23 protein-coding genes are annotated in these 22,181 nt (G+C 45.4%); 4 read left to right on the top strand and 19 right to left on the bottom strand.

Going from position 1 to position 22,181, the window contains the following annotated elements; genetic code table 11:
• Positions 1-218: 218 nt before the first annotated feature.
• The 13 genes from A8O23_RS20760 to A8O23_RS20820 all read right to left on the bottom strand — a co-directional run bounded on the left by A8O23_RS20760 (position 219) and on the right by A8O23_RS20820 (position 12,024).
• Positions 219-1,283: an RluA family pseudouridine synthase gene (locus tag A8O23_RS20760; protein WP_066625952.1), complete on the bottom strand. Its 1,065-nt coding sequence runs from the start codon at positions 1,281-1,283 to the stop codon at positions 219-221.
• 92 nt (positions 1,284-1,375) lie between these two features.
• A complete protein-coding gene (locus A8O23_RS20765) occupies positions 1,376-1,990 on the bottom strand; it encodes an OmpH family outer membrane protein (protein ID WP_161486778.1) in 615 nt (204 codons plus the stop codon).
• Positions 1,991-2,009: 19 nt separating this feature from the next.
• Entirely contained in the window at positions 2,010-2,654 is a 645-nt protein-coding gene (locus A8O23_RS20770; protein WP_066625955.1) for an OmpH family outer membrane protein, read from the bottom strand.
• 29 nt (positions 2,655-2,683) lie between these two features.
• Positions 2,684-5,185, bottom strand: coding sequence for an outer membrane protein assembly factor BamA (bamA, locus tag A8O23_RS20775; RefSeq protein ID WP_066625958.1), 2,502 nt, complete (start codon positions 5,183-5,185; stop codon positions 2,684-2,686).
• Positions 5,185-5,937, bottom strand: a complete 753-nt coding sequence (locus A8O23_RS20780; protein ID WP_066625961.1) for an isoprenyl transferase — start codon at positions 5,935-5,937, stop codon at positions 5,185-5,187. The genes bamA and A8O23_RS20780 overlap by 1 nt, the downstream gene beginning before the upstream one ends.
• A gap of 87 nt (positions 5,938-6,024) precedes the next feature.
• The gene (gene porG / locus A8O23_RS20785) at positions 6,025-6,768 is read right to left on the bottom strand and encodes a type IX secretion system protein PorG (protein ID WP_066625964.1); all 744 of its coding nucleotides are present in this window, start codon (positions 6,766-6,768) and stop codon (positions 6,025-6,027) included.
• 27 nt (positions 6,769-6,795) lie between these two features.
• Complete coding sequence (locus A8O23_RS20790; RefSeq protein ID WP_066625967.1) at positions 6,796-7,740, bottom strand: DUF6089 family protein; 945 nt, start codon at positions 7,738-7,740, stop codon at positions 6,796-6,798.
• Between the two features lie 123 nt (positions 7,741-7,863).
• Positions 7,864-8,742: an NAD kinase gene (locus A8O23_RS20795; RefSeq protein ID WP_066625969.1), complete on the bottom strand. Its 879-nt coding sequence runs from the start codon at positions 8,740-8,742 to the stop codon at positions 7,864-7,866.
• A 172-nt stretch (positions 8,743-8,914) separates the two neighbouring features.
• Positions 8,915-9,553 carry a CBS domain-containing protein gene (locus A8O23_RS20800; protein ID WP_239693470.1) on the bottom strand — a complete coding sequence of 213 codons (639 nt, stop codon included), beginning with the start codon at positions 9,551-9,553 and terminating at the stop codon, positions 8,915-8,917.
• A 23-nt stretch (positions 9,554-9,576) separates the two neighbouring features.
• Positions 9,577-10,341 (bottom strand): alpha/beta fold hydrolase, encoded by a 765-nt coding sequence (locus tag A8O23_RS20805; protein WP_066625974.1) that lies wholly within the window; start codon positions 10,339-10,341, stop codon positions 9,577-9,579.
• A gap of 37 nt (positions 10,342-10,378) precedes the next feature.
• Positions 10,379-10,951, bottom strand: coding sequence for an anthranilate synthase component II (locus A8O23_RS20810; protein WP_066625981.1), 573 nt, complete (start codon positions 10,949-10,951; stop codon positions 10,379-10,381).
• An 85-nt stretch (positions 10,952-11,036) separates the two neighbouring features.
• Positions 11,037-11,552: a CvpA family protein gene (locus A8O23_RS20815; RefSeq protein WP_066625982.1), complete on the bottom strand. Its 516-nt coding sequence runs from the start codon at positions 11,550-11,552 to the stop codon at positions 11,037-11,039.
• 10 nt (positions 11,553-11,562) lie between these two features.
• Positions 11,563-12,024, bottom strand: a complete 462-nt coding sequence (locus tag A8O23_RS20820) for a GatB/YqeY domain-containing protein (RefSeq protein WP_066625984.1) — start codon at positions 12,022-12,024, stop codon at positions 11,563-11,565.
• Between the two features lie 119 nt (positions 12,025-12,143).
• Here A8O23_RS20820 and A8O23_RS20825 point away from each other — a divergent pair, with 119 nt between their 5' ends.
• The 4 genes from A8O23_RS20825 (at position 12,144) to A8O23_RS20840 (ending at position 15,076) form a co-directional block, all read left to right on the top strand.
• Entirely contained in the window at positions 12,144-12,860 is a 717-nt protein-coding gene (locus A8O23_RS20825) for a pyridoxine 5'-phosphate synthase (RefSeq protein WP_066625986.1), read from the top strand.
• An 82-nt stretch (positions 12,861-12,942) separates the two neighbouring features.
• Entirely contained in the window at positions 12,943-13,512 is a 570-nt protein-coding gene (locus tag A8O23_RS20830; protein ID WP_153042311.1) for a hypothetical protein, read from the top strand.
• Between the two features lie 48 nt (positions 13,513-13,560).
• Positions 13,561-14,331 (top strand): alpha/beta fold hydrolase, encoded by a 771-nt coding sequence (locus A8O23_RS20835; protein WP_066625990.1) that lies wholly within the window; start codon positions 13,561-13,563, stop codon positions 14,329-14,331.
• A 25-nt stretch (positions 14,332-14,356) separates the two neighbouring features.
• The gene (locus A8O23_RS20840) at positions 14,357-15,076 is read left to right on the top strand and encodes an SAM-dependent methyltransferase (RefSeq protein ID WP_066625993.1); all 720 of its coding nucleotides are present in this window, start codon (positions 14,357-14,359) and stop codon (positions 15,074-15,076) included.
• Between the two features lie 80 nt (positions 15,077-15,156).
• Here the strand turns inward: A8O23_RS20840 and A8O23_RS20845 are convergent, their stop codons facing one another.
• From A8O23_RS20845 to A8O23_RS20870, 6 genes are all read right to left on the bottom strand, one after another.
• Positions 15,157-16,467, bottom strand: a complete 1,311-nt coding sequence (locus A8O23_RS20845) for a murein hydrolase activator EnvC family protein (protein ID WP_082883203.1) — start codon at positions 16,465-16,467, stop codon at positions 15,157-15,159.
• Positions 16,454-17,209 carry a DUF4292 domain-containing protein gene (locus A8O23_RS20850; RefSeq protein ID WP_066625996.1) on the bottom strand — a complete coding sequence of 252 codons (756 nt, stop codon included), beginning with the start codon at positions 17,207-17,209 and terminating at the stop codon, positions 16,454-16,456. The genes A8O23_RS20845 and A8O23_RS20850 overlap by 14 nt, the downstream gene beginning before the upstream one ends.
• Entirely contained in the window at positions 17,202-18,956 is a 1,755-nt protein-coding gene (locus tag A8O23_RS20855) for a tetratricopeptide repeat protein (RefSeq protein ID WP_066625999.1), read from the bottom strand. Before A8O23_RS20855 ends, A8O23_RS20850 begins: the two co-directional genes overlap by 8 nt.
• Before the next feature lie 17 nt (positions 18,957-18,973).
• Positions 18,974-19,981 carry a sugar phosphate nucleotidyltransferase gene (locus tag A8O23_RS20860; RefSeq protein WP_066626001.1) on the bottom strand — a complete coding sequence of 336 codons (1,008 nt, stop codon included), beginning with the start codon at positions 19,979-19,981 and terminating at the stop codon, positions 18,974-18,976.
• Positions 19,982-20,104: 123 nt separating this feature from the next.
• A complete protein-coding gene (gene dut / locus A8O23_RS20865; protein WP_066626003.1) occupies positions 20,105-20,551 on the bottom strand; it encodes a dUTP diphosphatase in 447 nt (148 codons plus the stop codon).
• A 19-nt stretch (positions 20,552-20,570) separates the two neighbouring features.
• A complete protein-coding gene (locus A8O23_RS20870; protein ID WP_066626005.1) occupies positions 20,571-22,070 on the bottom strand; it encodes a lipopolysaccharide biosynthesis protein in 1,500 nt (499 codons plus the stop codon).
• Positions 22,071-22,181: the final 111 nt, after the last annotated feature.

Here is a 22,181-nt window from a genome sequence, read left to right on the forward strand (position 1 = left end):
TACGTCAGCCTCTCTTTTTATAGGTGGTTCAAATTATAAAACAGCAGAGTTTGAAAAATGAAGCCTAAAGTATTCAGTACGTATAGATGCTCCTTCTTTTTTCTGGCATATAGTTTTATATAGTACCAAAATTTAGACTTTAATAAAAACGTACCTTAAGGAATCACCCAAAAGGCTCAGCAGGTATACCAACAGCAATAGTTTCTGTTGTAGTTAACTTAATCTCCAGCCCTTTGAGCTAGAATCTTTCCATATTGACGCCAACGCTCTAGTCCAGCAGTAAAATCCTCCGGCAACTCAGATTCGAAGTAGATAAACTCATTTGTTCTTGGGTGCACGAAACCTAAAGATTTAGCGTGTAATGCTTGGCGGGGCAACACCTCAAAAGTGTTCTGGACAAATGCCTTATAGCTACCCGTCTGCTGACCCTTCATTATCTTATCCCCTCCGTAGGTTGCATCATTGAACAGCGGGTGCCCTATATGCTTCATATGGGCTCTAATTTGATGCGTACGGCCTGTCTCTAAATTACACTTTAAAAGACTGCAATAAGAGAAGGTCTCCAGTACTTCATAATGAGTTACAGCTGGTTTACCAAAACTTCCGTCTGGGTATACAGCCATTACTTTTCTGTCTTTTATACTCCGCCCAATATGACCAGTCACAGTTCCTTTGGGTTCTGCCGGAATACCCCATACCAGTGCATAATAAGTACGCTCAATGGAGTGGTCAAAGAACTGTCTAGCTAAATGAGCCATGGCTAACTCTGTTTTGGCAATAACCAACAAACCTGAGGTGTCTTTATCTATTCTATGTACCAAACCAGGCCTGATCTCGCCATTGCGGTGAGTGGGCAAATTTTGCAGGTGAAACACCAACGCATTTACTAAGGTACCGGTCCAGTTATTATAAGCTGGATGTACCACCATACCTGCCGGTTTATTCACCAAAAGCACGTCTTCATCTTCATAGACAATGTTCAGCGGAATGTCCTCAGGCAATACATCCGTTTCCCTTGGTGGTTCAGCCAGGGTGACTGTAATAACATCAAATGGCTTTACTTTATAGCTTGACTTGATAGAAGTGCCATTCACCTTGATAGATTCCGCTTTTATTGCCTCCTGCAGTTTATTGCGGGTAACATTAGGCAATCGGTCCATCAGAAATTTATCAAGCCGAATAAGAGCTTGTCCTTTGTCTGTTACAATCCGGTGGTGCTCATATAATTCCTCAGAATCTGCATTCTCATCAAAATCATCGGCTAAGTCATTATGAGGAAGCATAGTGTTTTAGGCTTGTTTTTTGAAAAATAGCACAAAAATAAAGAGCCGGGACTTATTAGTCTCCGGCTCTTGTAAATTAAATAAGTTGAAGCTTATTTTTTCTTCTTTGCTGGGGTAGTAGTTGCAGCAGGCTTAGGAGTAGCTGGTGCAGCATTTGAAGCAGCTGGTGATGCAGCAGCATCTTTTGGTGTTGGAGTAACTCCAAGCTCTTTCAGCACAAGGTCAGTGAAGTTATTTCCATCTTCTGGTCCATATAACAGAGCCTCAGCAGTGAAAATATGAGTAAAGCCGTTGTCTTTGGCAACTTTGTCAATTGCAGCCTGAATTTTGTTCATTACAGGCTGAAGAGCTGCCTGCTCTTTTTTCTGCAAAGAGGCATCAGCATTACGCTGAAACTCTTCAATAGAAGCTTGTAGGGTAGTCAATTCTTTTTCTTTGTCTGCTCTGATTACGTCAGACATAGCACCGGCGCCTTTTTTATAGGCTTCCACCTTGGCTTGGTACTCTTTGTACTTGTTCTGAAGCTCTTTTTCCAATTGCCCGCTGTGTGCTTTCAAATCAGATTCAATCTGACGGCTTTCTGGCAATTGGCTAATGATGTAATTTGCATTGGTATAACCAATCTTTAAAGCGGGTGTAGTCTGGGCGAATGAAGCCACACTCACTAAAACGAAAGCGGCTACCAACAGAGATTTCAATTTGTTCATTGTAAGGAAACTTAGTTGTTTAATTGTTTTTCTTTTTAACAGGTTGTGTACCCCCTGGAGGTACGCTTGCCGGTAATGGCGGCACATCTGCGGGATCATCTTTTAACGCTCCCGGTGGCCTAGGTCCGGCTGCATTTTGTTCAGTAGTGGTTAATCCTAGTTCTTCCAGCACAAATTCAGTGTAATCATGTCTTGGGTCAGTGTACAACATTACTACATCACCAGACTTATCAAACATAAAATTAAGGCCTCTTTTTCTAACTACCTTTTCTACTGCCTCAAATAACTGATCTTGCACAGGTCTTATTAGCTCTTGGCGCCTTTTAAACAAAGCACCTTCAAAGCCAAACATTTTCCGCTGAAACTCTCGAAGTTCGGCGTCTTTGCGGTTTATTTCATCTTGACGCTTCGTTTTCATATCTGGCGTCAGCAGTATTTCCTCGGCCTGATAACTCTTTTGGAGCTTTTCCAGTTCCGCCCGCATATTTTCTATCTCTTTCTGCCAAGCTTGTGCCAATTTCTCTGCTTCTGCCTGGGCAGTTGCATAATCTGGCATTTTCTGTAAAATAAACTCTGAATCAATATATCCAAAGCGTTGAGCCTGGGCATTAGTAGCCCACAAAGAGACAAGAACTGCAACTACAAGATAGCCATACTTTTTCATTTCTTTATCTCCTTCAACTATCGTACCAATTAACGAATCTGCTGGCCAATAATGAAGTGGAACTGACCACCATTTGCACCTGGTCTACCAGGCACGGTGTCTAAGCCCCAACCATAGTCAAAACCAAGCAAACCAAATGCCGCCATAAATACCCTAGCGCCTAAACCAACAGAACGGTACAGTTTAAAGGGATCATACTCACGGTAGCTTCCGAAGTTATTACCAGCCTCTGCAAAACCTAAGACAAAAACGGTGGCAGCAGGGTTCAAAGATACGGGGTAACGCAGTTCTGCCACATATTTATTGAAGGCAATACCACCAGCGGCATTAGGAGTAATACTTTCATCTTCATATCCTCTCAGACCTATATAGTCTGTGGCTACAATGAATCTTTGACCTCCTAAACCAGCTCCACCAAGTTTAAATCTTTCAAACGGACCAATAACTCCATCTTTAGAGTAAGACCCAATAAAACCAAAGTGAGCTCTGGTGTTCAACACTAGGTCTCCCATTATTGAATGGAACCATGAAGCATCTAACATCCACTTATGGAATTCAATCCACTGGAAAGAATTAGAACCGTCTTTAAACAGCGAGTAAGGTGGTGTAAAGGTTACGTTTAAACCTACCGATGATCCAGACCTTGTATAGGTTGGGTTATCAATACTGTTACGGGCAAAAGAGGTAATAAAGGAAATATTATTAGCATCCGTAATATTTCTTGCCGCTTCATATCCTTGAAAGATAGAAGACCCATTGCTCATGTTGTAGCGGAAGTACGAAATAGAATTACTCAACGTAAAATAATCATCTGGCCAACGCAGCCTTCTGCCTAAGTTTACAGAAGCACCTGTTATGTCAATGTGAGAATTCACAATCTGCCCGAACTCATCGGCTTGGTTGAACCGTTGGATGGACTTGCTCAAACTCACTGTAAATGAATTAGGTCTGCGACCGCCTAACCATGGTTCAGTAAAAGAAAGCGAGTAAGATTGATACCTTTTACCGTTCGCCTGAATGTTCAAAGCCAAACGTTGCCCATCTCCAGACGGAACTGGCCGCCATTCATTCAGGCTAGTCGCTTTCCGCAATGAAAAGTTGTTCAACACCAAACCTACAGTACCAACAGCCCCTAGGCCACCACCCCATCCGCCGGAAAGGGTAATTTGGTCATTTGGCCTTTCTTCAACGGTATATTGAATGTCTACTGTACCATCTTCAGGATTCGGGATTGGGTTCATTCCTATTTTCTCAGGGTCAAAGTACCCTAGGCTGGCCAATTCTCTCTGAGAACGAATAAGAGCTGCACGGCTAAAGTTCTGTCCTGGCAAGGTTCTAAGTTCCCGTAACACCACGTGGTCACTTGTTTTCGTGTTCCCTTGCACGTTAATAGACTTGATCTTGGCCTGAGAGCCTTCGCTGATTTGCATTTCTAAATCGATGGAATCTCCCTCTACAGCTACCTCCACAGGTTCAATCTGGAAGAACAAGTAACCATCATCCATGTAAAGCGAGGTGATGTCATTACCGCTAGGGTTGTAGTTCAGGCGCTTTTCTAGCTCTTCTTTATTATACACATCACCTTTCTGAAGACCTAGAATTCTCGAAAGGAAGTCATCTTCATACAAGTAGTTCCCTTTCCAGGTAATAGAGCGGTAGTAGTATTTATTACCTTCGTCTATTGTTAGTTTGATTCCTATTCTATCATCGCTGATCTTGTAAATTGAATCAGAAATAACAGCAGCATCACGATATCCTTCTTTGTTATAGAAGTCAATCAACAGCTTTTTGTCTTCTTCAAACTCTGCTTTACGGAATTTAGAGCTAGTAAATACTTTATAGAATTTCTTCTCCTTTGTCTCTTTTAGCTGTCTTTTCAGCTTTCTATCACTAAAAGCTTCATTGCCTTCAAAGTCAATCTCCCCAATTTTTACTTTTTCGCCTTTATCTACTTTAATATCTAAGGCAACGCTGTTGGCAATAACAGAATCTGGGGTTTGGCGAATGACCACCTGAGTATTTAAAAAGCCTTTCTCTTGAAAGAAACGCTGTACAATAGTACGGGTAGAGCTCAATAAATCATCAGTCACCACCCGGCCTTTGTTCAACGAAATTTTCTTGCGCAAGTCTTCTGCCTGTGACTTTGAAATACCGTCGAAATCAAACCGCGAAAGACGTGGTCTTTCGGTTAGGAAGAAGTCTAAGTAAATTTTATTCCCCTCAATTTTAGAGGCACGCACATCTATTCCCCCTAAAATCCCTTGGTCCCAAAGCTTTTGAATAGCTCTACCAACGGCATCTCCTGGAATCTCAATTTCATCTCCTACCTTCAACCCTGTCAGGGAAATAAGCGTAGTAGGATCAAGAAACTTGGCGCCACTTACCGTGATTCCACCAATTTCGTATTTGCGCGGATTTTCGTAATCAATTGGGGTAGTCGTATCGCCGTTGCCAACTCCAAGTCTGATTTGCGCCGTTGCAGAAGCAGCAGACAATACTAAAAGGCATAACAGCCAAAGGTACTTACTCATTAAGAATGTGCTTTTTGTAATTGTTCACTCGTTTTCCCGAAGCGGCGTTCCCGCTGCTGAAAAGCAAGTATGGCTTCATATAGATGTTCTTTCCGGAAATCAGGCCACAACAGTTCTGTAATGTACAGTTCTGTATAAGCGAGCTGCCAGAGCAAAAAATTACTTATCCGCTGCTCTCCGCTGGTTCTGATTAACAACTCAGGGTCAGGCATGCCCGAGGTATTTAAAAATTGCTCAATAGTTTTCTCATCAATGGCACTAGGGCTTAATTCTCCAGTTTTCACAGCCTCTGCCATTTTTTGAGCCGCATTCACTAATTCCCAACGCCCGCTGTAACTCAAAGCCAATACCAGAGTCATTCTGGTATTAGTACTTGTCAGCTCAATTGCCTCCTGTAGCTGCATTCTGCAGGCATCAGGCAAAGAGGCTAAATTGCCTATGGCCTGTAACCGGATATTATTTTTATTTAAAGTCTCCGTCTCTTTTCGAATAGTGCTCACCAGCAGTTGCATCAGAGCATCTACCTCATATTTCGGCCTAGACCAGTTTTCAGTTGAAAAAGCGTAGAGTGTGAGATATCCTACTCCAAGTTCAGCTGCCGCTTCTACTGTGTCTCGCACGGCAGTAATGGCATTCTGATGCCCAAATATGCGTAGGTTCCCCTTTTTCTTTGCCCACCGTCCGTTCCCGTCCATGATAACGGCAATGTGTCTCGGCAAATTGTTTAGATCTATCTTTTCCTTCAGACTCATTAAAAAGAAATTTCAATGCAATTTAGGAAAAGGTTAGCACATTACACGTATTCTCTGCCTCTTAGGACTTTGAAGAGAGGATATTAACTAAAACTGAGGGCAGTTAATTCTATAGAAAGTGTAAGATAGGCTGATACCATTATAGAAGTACCAGTCATTGTGAGAGGGGTTCATTACCTGTTCATTTTGCGTAGACAGGTTATCAAATGTATCTGTAAACAAAACTCTTGCGCCAAACTCAGCCCCTAAGTTTAAATTATGCGTTAAAGCATACTTAAAGCCAACCCCAATTGGAACAGCTATAGCAAAGGCTGTTCTGTAAGGTTCATTATTATCTTGATTGTAGATAATTTTTGGGTTTACTGCGGTAGTTTTGTTATTGTATGCGAGCCCAGCAACACCTAATGTAAAATAAGGGGTCCATCTAATTCTCCTTCTGAAATCGTAGTAATCCAGAAAGTTATAATCTATTCCGGCAGCTAGCTCCAAAACACTGGTGTTAACCGTTGCCCTTCTATAGTCTGCCAACGGCAATTCACCTTCATAGAAAGCATCTTCTGCCTTTACCCGACCAAGCAATAGGCTAGTCCTTAACACCAAAGCCCTTGATAAATCCTTTTTGTAAAATACAGTAAGCGCTGGCCTGTTGCTTAAGAATCTATAGCGTGGGGCTACTTCTCCTTTATAGACAATGCCGCCTATACCAATACCTAATTCACTGGTGCTCCTCTCCCTTGTCTGGCTTTGACCTAGAGCAGTAGAGGCAAAAAAAACACTCCCTATTTGTACCAAGGCGCAAATAAGGAGTGTGCTTAAATTTCTAAGGATCATGTAATCTAATTCAAATTTACTTCCGGATTAACGGAACTTAGGTCCTCTTCTGACAGGACGCAGGATGTAACTTAAAGTTACCCCAGTAGTAATGTACCAATCTTTATCTGTTGCATCTCCTCTCTGATCACCTTTCAGTCCGTAACCTGGCACGTGAGGAAATCCATTTGGCCCTGTTACAACTTCATATTGCCCAGTCTCTGCACTTCTGTCAGAAAGCACCTTAGCCTCTTCACTTCTTAAATCCCCTTTGTTAGCATAATTGGTACTTACATCATCAAGATAATCTGTGAAGGTTTTACGCCAGGTGACTTCAAATCCTATATCCCAGCGTCTGTCAATTCTATATTTCACCCCTAAACCAAACGGAATAACAAACTGCACTCTGCTGTATGGATCAGGGTAACCCTCTCTGTTCTCAGCATATTGCCCTTCGGTTCCTAATGGCTGCAGTTCATACCAACCAGAAGCGATAGCACCACCGTCATAATAAGCTTTAGGATTATGATGCATAACGGCTATACCGGCAAAAGCGTATGGCGTGAAGTCCGGACGACGCAAATAAGTCCTGCGGTTTTCAAACAAATCGACTATACCAATCAGGCTTAATTCTTTGATGTCATTTCTGAAGCTAAGATTACGCTTGTACCGCGGCTCATTTTCAGCTTCATTCGGAGAGGCACTTTTGCTGTCATCCCCGGTGATACGCCCCCAAGTGAAAGTTCCTCTTGCAAAGAAGCGAGGAGTAAGTTTCCTGGTAAAATGAACAGAAACACTCGGACGGGTTGACTGCAACCGCAAACTTGTGAAATCTGCCTCTGGAGTCACATCTCCAAAATAGTTCATAGCATTTAAGCTTACCCCTACGCTATTGTACAAGCGCCTACGGTTAAAGCGTTGACCTTCAGCATCTGGTAAGACAGCGGTTAAAAGAACCACCAAAAGTAAAGAAGTAAAGAAAATGTTTTTCATGCCATCAACTGTTTCAAAATAAAATCTACACTGCAACACGCACTTGCACTGCCACGGGCAAAATTATAACTTTTTTTAAAATATAATGCAGATATATAGACAATTATAATATAAAACCATCCATCATCCATTTCTTTGGTCTAAACCCCAATGCATTTTGGTTCTGAGGGTTGTCAAGAAATTCACTTGATTCAACTTCACTAACCGCGCATTGAAGTTCTCACGCCTAACCGCCAGCTGAATAGTTGCATCCACTGGTCTTGACCTAGAGTCTAAAGAAACCAAATATTTCGTGCTTCTCCCCTCAATCTCAAAAGAGATGACACTAGTATCTGACACGACCAATGGTCGTACGTTTAGGTTATGAGGGCATACGGGAGATATCACAAATATGTTTGTCTGCGGCATCATTACTGGCCCACCGCAACTAAGCGAGTAGCCAGTAGACCCAGTTGGTGTTGCCACTATCAAGCCATCTGCCCAATAAGAATTCAGGAATTCCCCATCTATGTATGTATGTACGGCAATCATAGAGGAAGTATCTCGTTTCAGGATTGAAAATTCATTTAACCCAAAGTTTTTACCGCCAAATACGTCTTGGTCACTATCTAAATGAATGAGAGAGCGCTCTTCAATGGTATAATGTCCTTTCAGCAAAGAGTCAATGGCCATGACCAGTTGAGCGTAGGGCACAGAAGCCAAGAAACCAAGGCGCCCCATGTTGATGCCCATAATCGGAATTTGATAAGGCCCCACGTAGGTAACCGTATCTAAAAGAGTTCCGTCACCGCCCAAGCTGAGCATATAAGTGACATCGCTTAAGTTGGTTTCCCGGTTGAAGAGCTCTACAGTAGGTGGCAAGGGAAGTAAAGGAGCCAACGCCTGAGCAAACTCATCGGAAACGGAAACTTGTATGCCCTGCCCCAGCAAAATTTCAAAAAGTCGATGCACAAAAGGCACCACTTCCTCTTTGATGGGTTTTCCGACGATAGCTATTTTCATAACAGAAGCAGGTGTTGGTGATAAGTAAGCCCGAAATGAGCCGTACGGAGGGTGCAGTCTTTAAGGCTTCCCCTTTTAAAGCTATTTTTCAGAAAACAGGTCTAAAACAGGAATGAAATTTAATTCTGGAGCCTTATGCTGTGCCTTCAACAAAGCAGCCTAAAATTTGCGGCTACACATTTAGATACCGTAGCAACATGTCAAGACGGTCTTGGTCGTCTTGAGTTTCAGCACCATCTTGAAATTGGGCCGTGATTTTATAGCCGAACCGTTCTAATGTAGCAACAATACGGGTGAGGTCTATGGTATTAATTTTAAGCGTCAGCTTTATCTTGAAAATATCAGCCTCATCAGGAGACACGTAGGCACTCAGTATTTTAGCGTTGTTAGACTCTACCAAACGGCTTATTTCGCTCAAAGAATAGTCGCGCTCGGCCATGCATAGCACCAAAATACCGCCCTGACCCTGCATAGCCGACATTTGCCCAAAAGCAGCAATAGTATCATTCACGGTTATGACACCCAAGTATTCTTGCAGCTCATCTAACACTGGCACCACCTGTACCTTGTTTTTGATTGCCATTTCCATCACGTTGTAAAAATGCTGGTTATTCTGCACATGCACATGCTCAAAATCAAATGGAATTTTGGAGAGGAGCAATTCTTTATCTTTTGCCTCCAACACGTTCTCCTCAGTCACCAGCCCCAAAAACTTGCGGTTCTTCACCACCGGCAGCTGGTTCAACCGGAACTCTTCCATCCAACGCACGGCTTTCTCGCCAGAGTCGGAGAGTTTGAGAGGGGGTACCATTTGGTTTATCAATTCTTCAGCAATCATACAGTTGCGGTCTTAAGCAGGAATCCTTCTAAGATACTGTTAAATGCCTCCGGATGTTCCATCATAGGTGCATGGCAGCACTTATCAATGAAATGTAACTCAGAATTCTGGATTAACCTGTTAAACTCATGGGCCACCAAAGGTGGCGTTATAGTATCATTAAGCCCCCAAATTAAAAGGGTAGGCACTTCTATTTTACCTAAGTCTTTTCCTAAGTTGTTTCGCTGCGCAGATTTGGCAATAGAGATAATCCGGAGAACTTTGAAATTACTGTTAGTGATATCAAACACCTCGTCTACCAACTCCTTAGTTGCCACCTTAGGGTCATAGAAGGTATACTCCACCCGCTCTTTCACAAAACTATAGTTACCCCTTTTAGGGAACGAGCCACCCATGGAATCTTCAAACAAGCCGGAGCTACCCGTCAGCACCAGACGCTTTACCTGCTCCTGGTTTTTAAGAGTAAACTCTAGCGCCACATGCCCGCCCAGTGAATTCCCCAACAAGGTTAATTCAGACAATTTCTTAAAGGCTACAAAATCCTCTACAAACTCCACTAGCCCAGGAACGCTGGCCTTGGTCAGCGGCATTTCATACAAGGGCATCAGCGGAATGACCACCCGGTAATTCTTCTGGAAATACGATACCACGCCCTGCCAATTGCTCAACGCGCCGAACAACCCGTGCAACAACACCAGCACTTCGCCCTTGCCTTCGTCTATATACTGAAACCCGCCTTCCTTCTTTATTTCCAGGTCCATGTGAGATAATCGCTTGTAATACTTAGTCTGTAAAAATTTATGGGGATGTAATATTAGCAATATTCACCCAATTATTGAGCATTGCCAACCCATACTCCGTTAAGGCTGCCTCCGGATGGAACTGTAACGCATACAGCGGCCACTGTGCGTGCCGGAAAGCCATAAGCTCGCCTTCTGCTGTTTGCGCCAACGGAATCAAACTGGTGGGGCATTCTTTTAAAATTAACGAATGATACCGAACCACCTGCATATTTAACGGTAATCCGTTAAAAATTGGGTCAGGCGAACAAGTAATTTCTGATATTTTGCCGTGCATGGGCTTTAGCGCCTTGGCTACCTGCCCCCCAAAGAACTGCCCCAGCGCCTGATGCCCTAGGCAAATACCCAAAATAGGCAACTTTTGATGGTACCGCTCTATAACAGCAGGCATAACACCAGCCTTTTCAGGTGTACCCGGCCCCGGAGAAAGCACAATACCGCTTAAAGGCATGGCCTCCAGTTCTTCTATAGGCACATTATTCCGCCTTACCTCCACGGCCACTCCCAGTTGCCGGAAGTAGTCATACAGGTTATAGGTAAATGAGTCGAAGTTGTCTAGCAGCAGCAGCACAAAAGAAAAAACGTGCAGAAGAGAGAAAAAGATAAGCGTTTTGGGACTGTTTTTCTAATATCAGCCCCAAAACGCAAGAAGTGAGCTACATAGAATCAAAAGATTCCAAGGCTTCGCGGCCGAAAGGAATGATCCATTGCACAAAGGCCCATGCACCAGGCGCAGCCTCCACAAAAAACGGGTACACCTCAGATTCCCGCACCGTTTGCATAGACGTGTCTAAACCCGAAATGTGCGCGAAGTATACCAGCAGCGCAATGGCAAATGCCCATTTTGCGGCTCCGAACAACGCTCCCCCCAAATTATCCAACAGCCCCAACGGCGTGAGGTGAACAGCTTTCTTCAGCATAAGACCTAAGGCTCTCACGGCAAAGCCCACACCCAAAAACACCAGCAGGTAAGGCAAAAAAGAAAGATACCACGCATCCTCCCCTACCCATTCGTTCACCGTAGGTGTTACCAGCCCCACTAATTTCAAACCGAAAACAGCAATAATGATAAAGGCTAGCAGTGAGGCAATCTCTAGAATAAAACCTTTGAAAAAACCCCTGATGGCACCGTACCCAATTGGCAGCAAAAGAAAAAAGTCAAACGCGCTCAAACGTGGTAGCTTAGGCGTTAGGGTTGTTTAGGAGTGCGTTTACAGCGCTGGAAATGGCTCTACCATCGGCTTGTCCGGCCAGTTCACGTGAGGCCACGCCCATTACTTTACCCATGTCAGAAGGTCCCAGAGCCCCCACACGCTGAATGATTTCCATCAAACGCTCACGAAGCGTTCCCTCATCCAGCTGCTGCGGTAGAAACTCCTCAATAATGGCCAGTTCGGCTAACTCAATCTCCTCCAGATCAGGGCGAGACTGGGAGCGGTACACCTCCGCCGATTCACGACGTTGTTTCGCGGCTTTGGTCAACAGCTTTAGCTCCGCGTCTGGAGTAAGTCCTTCTGAAGCTCCTTTTTCGGTCTCGGCCAATAAAATCTGAGACTTTATTCCACGCAACGCCTGCAGACGGGTTTTATCTTTGGCCAGCATGGCTTGCTTGATACCGGCTTCTACTTTTTCTTTCAGAGTCATTCTACGTACAGCTTAAAGGCCCTTGTCAGAGCCCAGGTTGAGAAATCATTTAGATACGGGGCGTCAAGTTTGTTTTATCTTTGCAGCACACCAACCGGTGAACCAAAAATTTCAGTAACATGACCAAACTGAGCGTAAATATAAATAAAATAGCCACGCTACGGAATGCGCGTGGCGGCAACCGCCCAAATGTGGTACAAGCAGCCTTGGACTGTGAGCGTTTCGGAGCCCAAGGCATTACCGTGCACCCCCGCCCCGACGAGCGTCACATCCGCTATCAAGACGTGTACGACTTAAAGCCCGTTGTGACTACCGAATTTAACATTGAAGGAAACCCTACCCCCGACTTCATTAAATTAGTACTTGATGTGAAACCGGAACAGGTAACGCTGGTGCCCGATGCCCCCGACGCCATTACCTCCAACGCCGGCTGGGACACCCTCAAGCACAAAGATTTTCTGATAGACGTCATTGCTCAGTTCAAAGAACAAGACATCCGAACGTCCATTTTTGTAGATCCTATTGAAGCTCAGGTAGAAGGCGCCGCTCTCACCGGTACCGACCGCATAGAACTATACACCGAGGCTTACGCCCACCACTATCTCTCTGACCGTGAGAAAGCCGTGGCACCATACGCCCGCGCAGCCCGCGTGGCGCAACAGGTTAACCTTGGTTTAAATGCCGGGCATGACCTGGATCTTGATAACCTGAAGTACCTGAAAGAAAAGCTACCAAATCTTGCCGAAGTTTCCATAGGCCATGCCCTCATTTGCGACGCGCTGTACCTTGGCCTGGAGAATACCATTCAGCTGTACCTGCGGCAGCTGAACGCTTAATGATGGTGCTATTCCCGTTTTTGCCTTGTTTTCTGAAAAACAGCTCTAAAACGTTAACCCAAACTGCTTGTCTATGCTAGGCATGCTATTCAAAATAGCGGCCTTTGTGGTGGTGGCACACTATCTCGTGCGCTTCCTGCTCCGCATTTTCAGACGGCAAGGCAAAGTGTATTACCTCACGCCCATGCGGCAGTTTAGTCTGGTGTTCTGGTCTCTCATTAGTTTCTGGCTGGCTCTTATCATGTTCGGGATGCTGCTCCGCCACCACACGGATACCAACCTAGAGCAATCTATAGCCATGGGGTTGGGTAGCATTCTACTGCTCTTTTCACTGCCTACGCTGCTGGTGCACCTGCAGTATTGGCGTCATGAGCGTGAGAGTGCCATGGAACTGGAAAAGGACCACCGAACTGCGCTGCTGTTACGCCCAGGGCAACAGTACCTTCTCAAACCGGGCAGCATTCAGGAAATAGTAGAAACCAAAAGCTCCAGCTCAGGTAGTTTCTGGCGGCACTACGGCTATCTCACTATTTTTCTGCGTGATGGGCGCACCCTCACCGTTACTTCTTTATTGATTGACCTGGAGACATTGAAGGCGCTATGGCCGCACGTGCCTTACCGTATTAAAACGAAATGGATCTGTTTTCTGTAAAACAGGTTACAAACAAGCTCTATTTTTGCACCACCACTTTCTTTCGCTATGGAATTAAACTTTCGCCAGATGGGTAAAACAGGACAACCGCTCCTGATTATGCACGGCCTTTTCGGCACCTTAGATAACTGGCAAACCCTAGGCCGACAGTACGCAGAAACACATCAGGTTTACCTGATTGACCTCCGCAACCACGGCCGTTCGCCCCATTCAGATGATTTAAGCTACCAGCTTATGTCTGATGACGTGGCGGCGTTTATAAAGCAGCATCAAATACAGAACCCCGTGGTGCTGGGTCACTCCATGGGCGGAAAAGTAGCCATGAACCTGGCGCTGCAGCACCCTGAACTGCTGGAGAAACTGATTGTTGCCGACATAGCTCCCAAAGCTTACCCGCCGCACCACGACGAAATCATTGAGGGTTTCCGCTCTATTGATCTGGCCACACTTGAAAACCGCCAGCAGGCCGATGAGCAACTAGCCCAGCGGGTGCCCGATCTGGGAACTCGCCTTTTCCTGCTCAAGAACCTGTACCGCAAAGATGACAACAGCTTTGGCTGGCGTCTGAATTTAGACGCTATCGAAAAAAATCTAGACAACGTTTTGGGAAACATAGAATCTGATCAGCCTTTCACTAAGCCAACCCTTTTCATTAGAGGTGGTAACTCACGCTATATAAAGCCTGAGAAAGACATGGATCAGATTCAATCGTTGTTTCCTAATGCTAAACTTCACACTATAGAGGGTACAGGCCACTGGCTTCACGCTGAAAAACCAGAGGAGTTTTACCGCATTAGCATGGAATTTTTACAGGCGTAAATCTTTGTCTTGAAAATATAAGCATATGACCACTCCGGCCAAAGGCACGCTTTTTATGATTCCTACTGTTCTGGCTGAGGACACGGCGGGCGCAGTTATAAGTCCTCAAGTGGCTGAAGTGACGGCTCAGTTGAAATATTTTCTGGTGGAGAATGCCCGCACCGCCCGTCGGTACATCAAGTCCATTGCACCATCGCAGACCATTGAAGAACTGCAGATTACCGTCATTGACAAAAATTCTACAGACACCGAGCTAAGCGCAGCACTAAAGCCACTGTTGAACGGGCAGGACGCGGGCGTGATTTCTGAGGCAGGCTGTCCGGGCGTTGCTGACCCTGGAGCGGAGCTGGCACGGCTGGCGCACCAAAATGGCGTGAAAGTGGTACCGTTGGTAGGTCCGTCGGCTATTTTAATGAGTTTGATGGCATCGGGCTTCAACGGCCAGTCTTTCGCGTTTCATGGTTACCTGCCCATAGAAAAACGTGACCGTATTCAGGCACTACGGCAACTGGAGAAGGAAATGGTACAGAAAGACCAGACTCAGATCTTCATGGAAACGCCTTACCGTAACCGGCAGATGTTAGATGATCTGCTGCAAAACCTAAGCAAAGACACCAAGCTCTGCATAGCCGCCAATATCACTGGACCCAATGAGTTCATCAAGACCTTTCGCGTAGCAGACTGGAAAGGCAAAGTACCCGACCTGCACAAGCAACCGGCGGTGTTTTTGATTTATAGGCGGTAAATAGCAATAATAGAATTCTCTTCTTAACCTCAGATTTATCTGTTTTGCTGTTTTATGAAAAACAGCCCCAAAACAGATATTTATTTTCTAAGGAGCCAACCTTCAGGGTTGAGGTTAGATTGGTTTTTCCAGATTTGGAACTGTAATTCGGTTGTTCCCTCAGGGTCCGTGTATACCGTACCAATGGTGTCTTTCATATTCACTTCCTGGCCTTCTGTTACATTCACCGTCCGTAGTTTTGCATACACGGTGAAGTACTCACCATGTTGGATCATGACAATGTTGTTCATACCCGGTATAGTCTGCACCGCCAGCACTTTTCCTCCAAAAATAGCGCGTACATTCTCATTAGCCCCAGTCTGAATATCTACCCCACGGTTTTCCACAACCACACCCTTTAAAACCGGGTGATTGTGCCTGCCAAACCGTTGAGAGATAAATCCACGTTCAACCGGCCATAACAGGCGGCCTTTGTTGCCGGCAAAATTAGAAGAGACAATGGCCGCTTCTGGAGTAAGTGTTACTTTATTAGCCGTGCCTGTATTCTTTGCCGGAGCTGCTTTGCCTTCTCTAGCAGCTTTGGCGGCTGCAGCTCTTTCGGCGGCACGGGCGGCACGGGCTATTTCTTCACGAACGATCTCAGCAATTAATCTGTCAAGTTCACGTACCGCTTTCTGCCTACGGTCTACCTCTTGCTTTAAAGACTGTTCTTGCAGACTTAACTGCTGTATTACCTTATCTTGTTGGTCGCGCATGCTCAAGAGGTTTTTATTCTCTTTCAACTGCACATTCAATAAGCTTCTTTTTTGCTGCTTCTGTGAAGTAAGCATTGACAGCTGCTGGTTTAAACTTCTCTGCGCTTCTTCAATTGCCGCAACCTGCTGCTTACGGGCCTCAGTATAATGCCGAAGGTAACGCATGCGCCTAACAAATTGATTGAAAGACTCAGAGGCAAACAGAAACATCAACTTATTGTAGCTGTTGGCGGTTTTAGAAGCCTGATATATCATGCGGGCATACTCTTTCTTCAGCCGGTCCAGCTCAGCCTGCGATTCGTTTACCTTTTCCTCGGTAGTTCTTAAATCTTTGTTTAGGTAATTAATCTCAGAGGAGATATTGCGGATCACCCCAGTTTGCACGGTGATCTTTTCTTTGATCACGTTTAGTTGCCCCAAAGAAGCCTCTTTCTTCTGGGCGGTCTGTTCCAGAATTCGGTTAGCCTCTTGAATCCGTTGTAGGTTAGCGCGTTTCTCCCTTTCTAATTGGGCTTTGCTTTTAACCTGAGTATTTTGAGCGGTACGGGAATTCCTCTTCTGACCACTGGCGCAGAAGGAGCTAAAAAAGAAAAGAGAAAGAAAAAGAAGAAAAAACCCCGACCTATTTACGTTCATAGTTCGAAGGTACTGAAAAAGGAAAATCAAGGGAAGTATCTGAGGTAGAAACCTGATTATGTTTCACTACCACAATGTTTGATTTGTCCCTGTTTCCCTCTGGTTGCTGTATGGTCAGCAACAAAGATTTGGCAAACGGTTTACCTTCTAATACCTCAAATTCCTGATAATCTACCGTCATCAGGTCTTTGTTCGCCAGATTACGCACTTCAACCCGCTTTAATTTATAGCGGGTGGTATCCACTATCTGGTCAATTTGCAGGCGGCCTCTCACCTGCCGCACATGCTGCACAGGTCCGTTTTCATTTATTAATTCCTGCTTGCCCACCGGCACAAAGTTGCCTATCAATACCTCTTGCAGAGTATTAAAATCTACGTCTACATTATATCTTCTGCTCAAGAGCTCATAAGAACCCACCAAAGCTTCGTTTTGTAGGCGATTAACTATATAGACAGAATCTGGTGTCAGCTTAAGGCGCGCTACCTCAGCTCCAAACTTTTGCACCGACGCCCATATTACCTCCCCTTTTTTCATCCGCAAGGTGATGTTGGCACTCAGGCCGCTGTTTTCACTCTGTACTTTTCCCTTGGCAGAGAAGTAAGCATAGTCAGTGTTAACAACTTTTACTTTGTTGATCACTTCGGGCTCAACAGAGGCAGAAACACTCGGAGTTGTCTTTTTTGAACATCCCACAAGCATCAGCAGGCTTAGCCCCACCGCATATAAATAGTTGCTATTCATAAAGCCGTTTATCTTTTATCTTTTTACTGATAGCATCAGAGGCACCACCCACTTGATTTGCCCGCACCCATTGTTTGAGAGCGGCTTCGCGGGAACCTAACTGATACAGCACATCTCCATAATGCTCAATAATAGTGGCATCAGAAGACAGGCTTACGGCTTTTTCAAGTAAGCGTTTTGCCTCATTATAATCTTTCAGCTTGTACAGCACCCAAGCGTAAGTGTCAAGGTAAGTTGGGTTATCTGGAAACTGCGCCACCAGAATCCCGGCCATTGCCTTTGCCTTAGGCAGGTTATGACCGCGCAAAGAAAGAAAATAGCTATAGTTATTTAGCGCATGCGGGTTACCCGGATCAAGAGCCAACACAGCTTCATATGCCTGGTCAGAGAGCTCATATTGCTCCAAAGAATTGTAAGCATCACCAAGCTGCAAATTGAACTGAAGCTGCAACTCCTGGTTGTTTCCAGACAAGCGGCGGCCATACTCTAAAGATCTGACTGCTTTGGGGTAGTTTTTATTGATGAGGTTAGCAGTGCCGTTATAAAACCAAAACATTGGCTGGTTCGGGAAAAATTCTAAAGCCCGCTCAGAATGCACAATCAACGAGTCGGTCTGATTCATTTCACCGTCCAGCAACACAATCTGCTGCCAGATTTTGTAATGCCCCGGGTCAAGCTGTACGGCTTTTAAATAATTGTCGCGGGCATTCAGCTTGCGGTCTGAGTTCACGTAAATATCACCGGCCACGGCAAAAGCTTTGGCTTCAGTAGGGTGTGCCGCAGTAGTCAACTCTGCTAATTTTATTGCTTGGGCGGCCACTTTGGCATCTGGCAAACGGCGGATGTAATCTACCAGAATTTTTACCTTTGAATCAATATCCAAGGAAGGATTACCAAAGGCTAACTCCAATTGCTTATCGGCCTCAGCAGTTTTGCCTTGCTGCTGAAACAGATCGGCCAACATCAAATGACCATACGCATTTTCTGGGGAGAGCCGCATGGCCCTTTCAGCCATTTTTATGGCATCAGCCACGCGTTTATTTGCCGCCAGCATTTCGGCCTGTGCCAGCAAATAGCGAACTTCCTCTGGATTAGCCTCAATCAGATTTTCCCCTTCCTTCAGAGCCTTTTCAAGGTTGTTCTGCTTTAGGTAAATCTGCTGCTTTTTGAAGGAAATTTCTTCCATCATGCCATACTTCTGCTCAATCTGCCCTAGGGTCCGCAGCGCATCATCCAGCTTGTTTCTGGAGAGGTAAAGATCAGTAAGATTGAAGAGGTACTGCTCAGTGTTTGGCAATTCTTTAGTGAGGCGGGCATACACTTTTATAGCCTCATCAAACTGCTGTTGCCCAGTATAGATTTGAGCCACCAGCAAATGGTAATAGGGGTTCTTGGGCTCCAGCTCTAAAGCTGCTTTGGCAAAAGGAAGAGCTGCCCGGGGGCTACCCATCAACAGTTGCGATTCAGCAATTTTATAGTTGACGGCAGCGTTCTCCTGGTCAATGGCATATGCACGCTGGAAACGGTCAAGTGCTTTCCCGTATTCTTCCAGCACAAAGAATTTCATGCCTTCTAAAAAGTATGACTCACACAGCTGCTTTTCCTGAGAGGTAAGAGCAGGCGCAGGAGCAGCATTTTCTGCTGCCCCTGCCTTCTCTTTTTTGCGCTCAGTTTGGGCGTAGCTGCTTTCTCCCGCCACTACCAATCCGCACACGGCGGCCACAATCGTGAGTCCTTTTTTAAGCATAAAAGTAAAATTCCTGTCTACACGCGCAGGTTGTTGTAGTCACCCAAGCTCAAATCTTCAGGCTTGCCTTCGTATACAACATGGTTTCCTACCATGGAGTTCGAGATGAGTGCGTCTTTGATTTTAGTGCTCTCCTGTACAATGCTGTTGCTCAGCACCGAACCGTCTACCTGTGTGTTGTTTCCAATGGAAACGTGCGGACCTACTACTGAATTGTTCAGCACCACGTTTTCTCCCAAATAAACCGGCGGAATAATAACGGAGTTGGTCACTTTAGCAGTAGGCGACACCAAATCTTTCTCGTCTTTAATGTACTCCAGGTAGCGCTGGTTTGTGAACACGGTAGAGTCTTTGTTACCGCAATCCAGCCACTCAGAGATTTGGCCTGGAATAAACACAGAACCTTTGCTCTTCATGTTCTCCAAGGCGTTGGTTATCTGATATTCGCCTTTGTCTTTGATATCATTGTCCAGCAGGTACTGCAGTTCATCACGTAGGTACTCGCCGTCTTTGAAGTAGTAGATACCAATAATGGCTAGGTCAGACACAAACTCTTGCGGCTTCTCCACAAATTCGGTAATATGCCCAGCATCGTTCAGTTTTACCACGCCAAACGGACGTGGGTCTTCTACTTTCTGTACCCAGATAGTACCTTCGGCAGAAGTATCTAATTTAAAATCGGCTTTGAAGAGCGTATCTGCGAAGGCCACCACCACGTTGCCCTTCAAGGCGTCTTTGGCGCATAGAATGGCGTGGGCTGTTCCTAGCGGCTCGTCTTGGTAATGAATAGAACCAGTGGCACCAACAGACTCAGCAATTTTGAGCAGGCGCGCCTCCACCTCTTTCCCGAAGCGGCCAATGATAAAGGCTACTTCTTCAATAGGCTCCTGGCAAACTTTGGCAATGTCTTCTACCAGACGCTGCACAATAGGCTTGCCCGCAATTGGAATTAAAGGCTTAGGAACGGTTAAGGTATGGGGGCGCATGCGTTTGCCCATGCCGGCCATTGGTACGATTATTCTCATAGTTTTATAGTAGTATAAGTTATTACTAAGGCCTCCCTAGTACGGATTTGCCTTACTTTAGATATAGTAAAAGCTCTATTTTTAGCCTATTTTTCAGAAAACAATCCAAAAACAGAAAAATATTTAATGCTTGCCCGTGCTTCCGTATCCACCGGCACCTCGTTCAGTTTCGGAAAGCTCTTCGGCTGGTTGCCATTGCACCCGCTCATATTTAGCTACGACCATTTGCGCAATGCGTTCACCATCTTCCACTATAAAATCTGTGTCTGAGAGGTTTACGAGCAAAACTTTTAATTCACCTCTATAGTCTGCGTCAATAGTTCCGGGACTGTTGACAATAGAAATACCGTGCTTGAAGGCCAAGCCACTGCGGGGTCTAATCTGTGCTTCGTAGCCCTCGGGCAATTCAATACACAAACCTGTAGGAATTAACGCCCGCTGCAGCGGCTTTAAAGTGACAGGCGTCTCCAAGTTAGCGCGGAGGTCTAGTCCGGCGGAGTGTTCTGTTTGATAGGCGGGCAGTTCGTGCTTGCCTAAATTGATGACTTTTACGGTCAATGTGTTGTTCATAGGACAGCTAATATAATAATTATCTGCGTAACTGCCTTAGGCCAGGCCGCTCTACGAGCCACACTACCCCTACAAACACTACGCATAAAGAAAGATGATAGGCGTTACGAAGCCAGAAATTTTCTACCTCCCACGCATTTGATAACCAGAGCAGACCTGTGGCCAACAGCAGGTAACCAAAGATGGCTTTCACGGGGTAAGGCACCGGGAAATATTTCTGACCAATGGCATAACACGCCACCGCCATTGAGAAATAGCAAAGGAAGGCAGCAATAGCACTGCCCATGTAACCCATTACAGGAATGAGCAAGTAATTAGCCACTATGGTCACCACGGCCCCGAAGATGGTGATATAGGTGCCATACTGTGTGCGGTCGGTGAGTTTAAACCAGACGGTAAGATTATAGTAAACGCCGTTGAACAGATAGGCCAGCAGCAGCACCGGCACTACTTCCATACCGGTCCGGTAACTTTCACTTCCTAGGAAGTACTGAAAGATGTCTAAGTTGGCACTGATTCCCAAGTACACCAGCGCACAAATAATCACAAACCACCGCATGACCAATGCAAATGTGGCTGGTGAGTTCTTCTCCTGCGCCTGCGAAAAAAAGAACGGTTCGGCAGCGTATCTAAAAGCCTGTATGATCAGGCTCATCATGATGGCCAGCTTATAGTTTGCCCCGAAAATACCCAAGGCCGCCTCATTACTGATGCTAGGGTAAAAATTCTCCGGCAGCCAGTCCTCCAGCATCAGGCGTGACAGCATTTCATTTGTAGCACCAGCCAAGCCCATCACCAGAATAGGGAATGCATACACCAGCATCGGCCACATCTCAGGCAGGTTTATTTTGTACCTAAAATCTCTGAACTGTGGCCATAGCATAGGAATGAACAGCAAATTAGCCACCATGTTGATGATGAAAATATAGCCAACCCCTAACTCAGGGCTGTAAATGCTCTCCACCAAGGGCCTAAGCCCCTGTAAATACTTCCCTAAATAAATGTCGCGGCAGAGCACCAGAAAGAACAGATTACCGCCTATGACCAGAAAAATGTTGGTTAGCCTGATGACAGCAAAGCGGGTGGCCTTGTTCTCCAACCGAAGGCGGGCAAACGGAATAGCCACAATCGCATCTACACCCATGGTCACAGCCAGCCAGATGATGTATTTTTCATACCCAGGATAGTCTAAGGCAGCAGCAATAGGGTTGGCAAAAAGCACCATAGCCCCAGTTAATAAAAGGCTAGAGGTGAGCACCATTGACTGCACCTTGCGGTAAAGGGCAAGTTTGTCAGCACCGGGCTTGTTGGAAAACCGGAAGAAAGCCGTTTCCATGCCGTAGGTGTACAGAATGTTGATGACCGCTACAAACGCATATAGTTTTGTGACCACTGCATACTCTTCCGGGGCAAAAACACCCGTGTACAGCGGCACCAGTAGGTAATTGAGCGCCCGCCCCACAATACTACTAAGCCCGTAAGCAGCCGTTTGCCCTACCAGTTTTTTTGCTATGCTCATTTAGCTTATTTTCATTTGTACTGCAGTCGCTTCACCTGAAACGCTAAACCATTCCTCATAAATACACCTACTCCCGTTTTCAGCTCGCTTTTTCAAAAACAAGCCGAAAAC

It is taken from the genome of Rufibacter roseus (genome assembly GCF_001647285.1).
GTDB lineage: Bacteria > Bacteroidota > Bacteroidia > Cytophagales > Hymenobacteraceae > Nibribacter > Nibribacter roseus.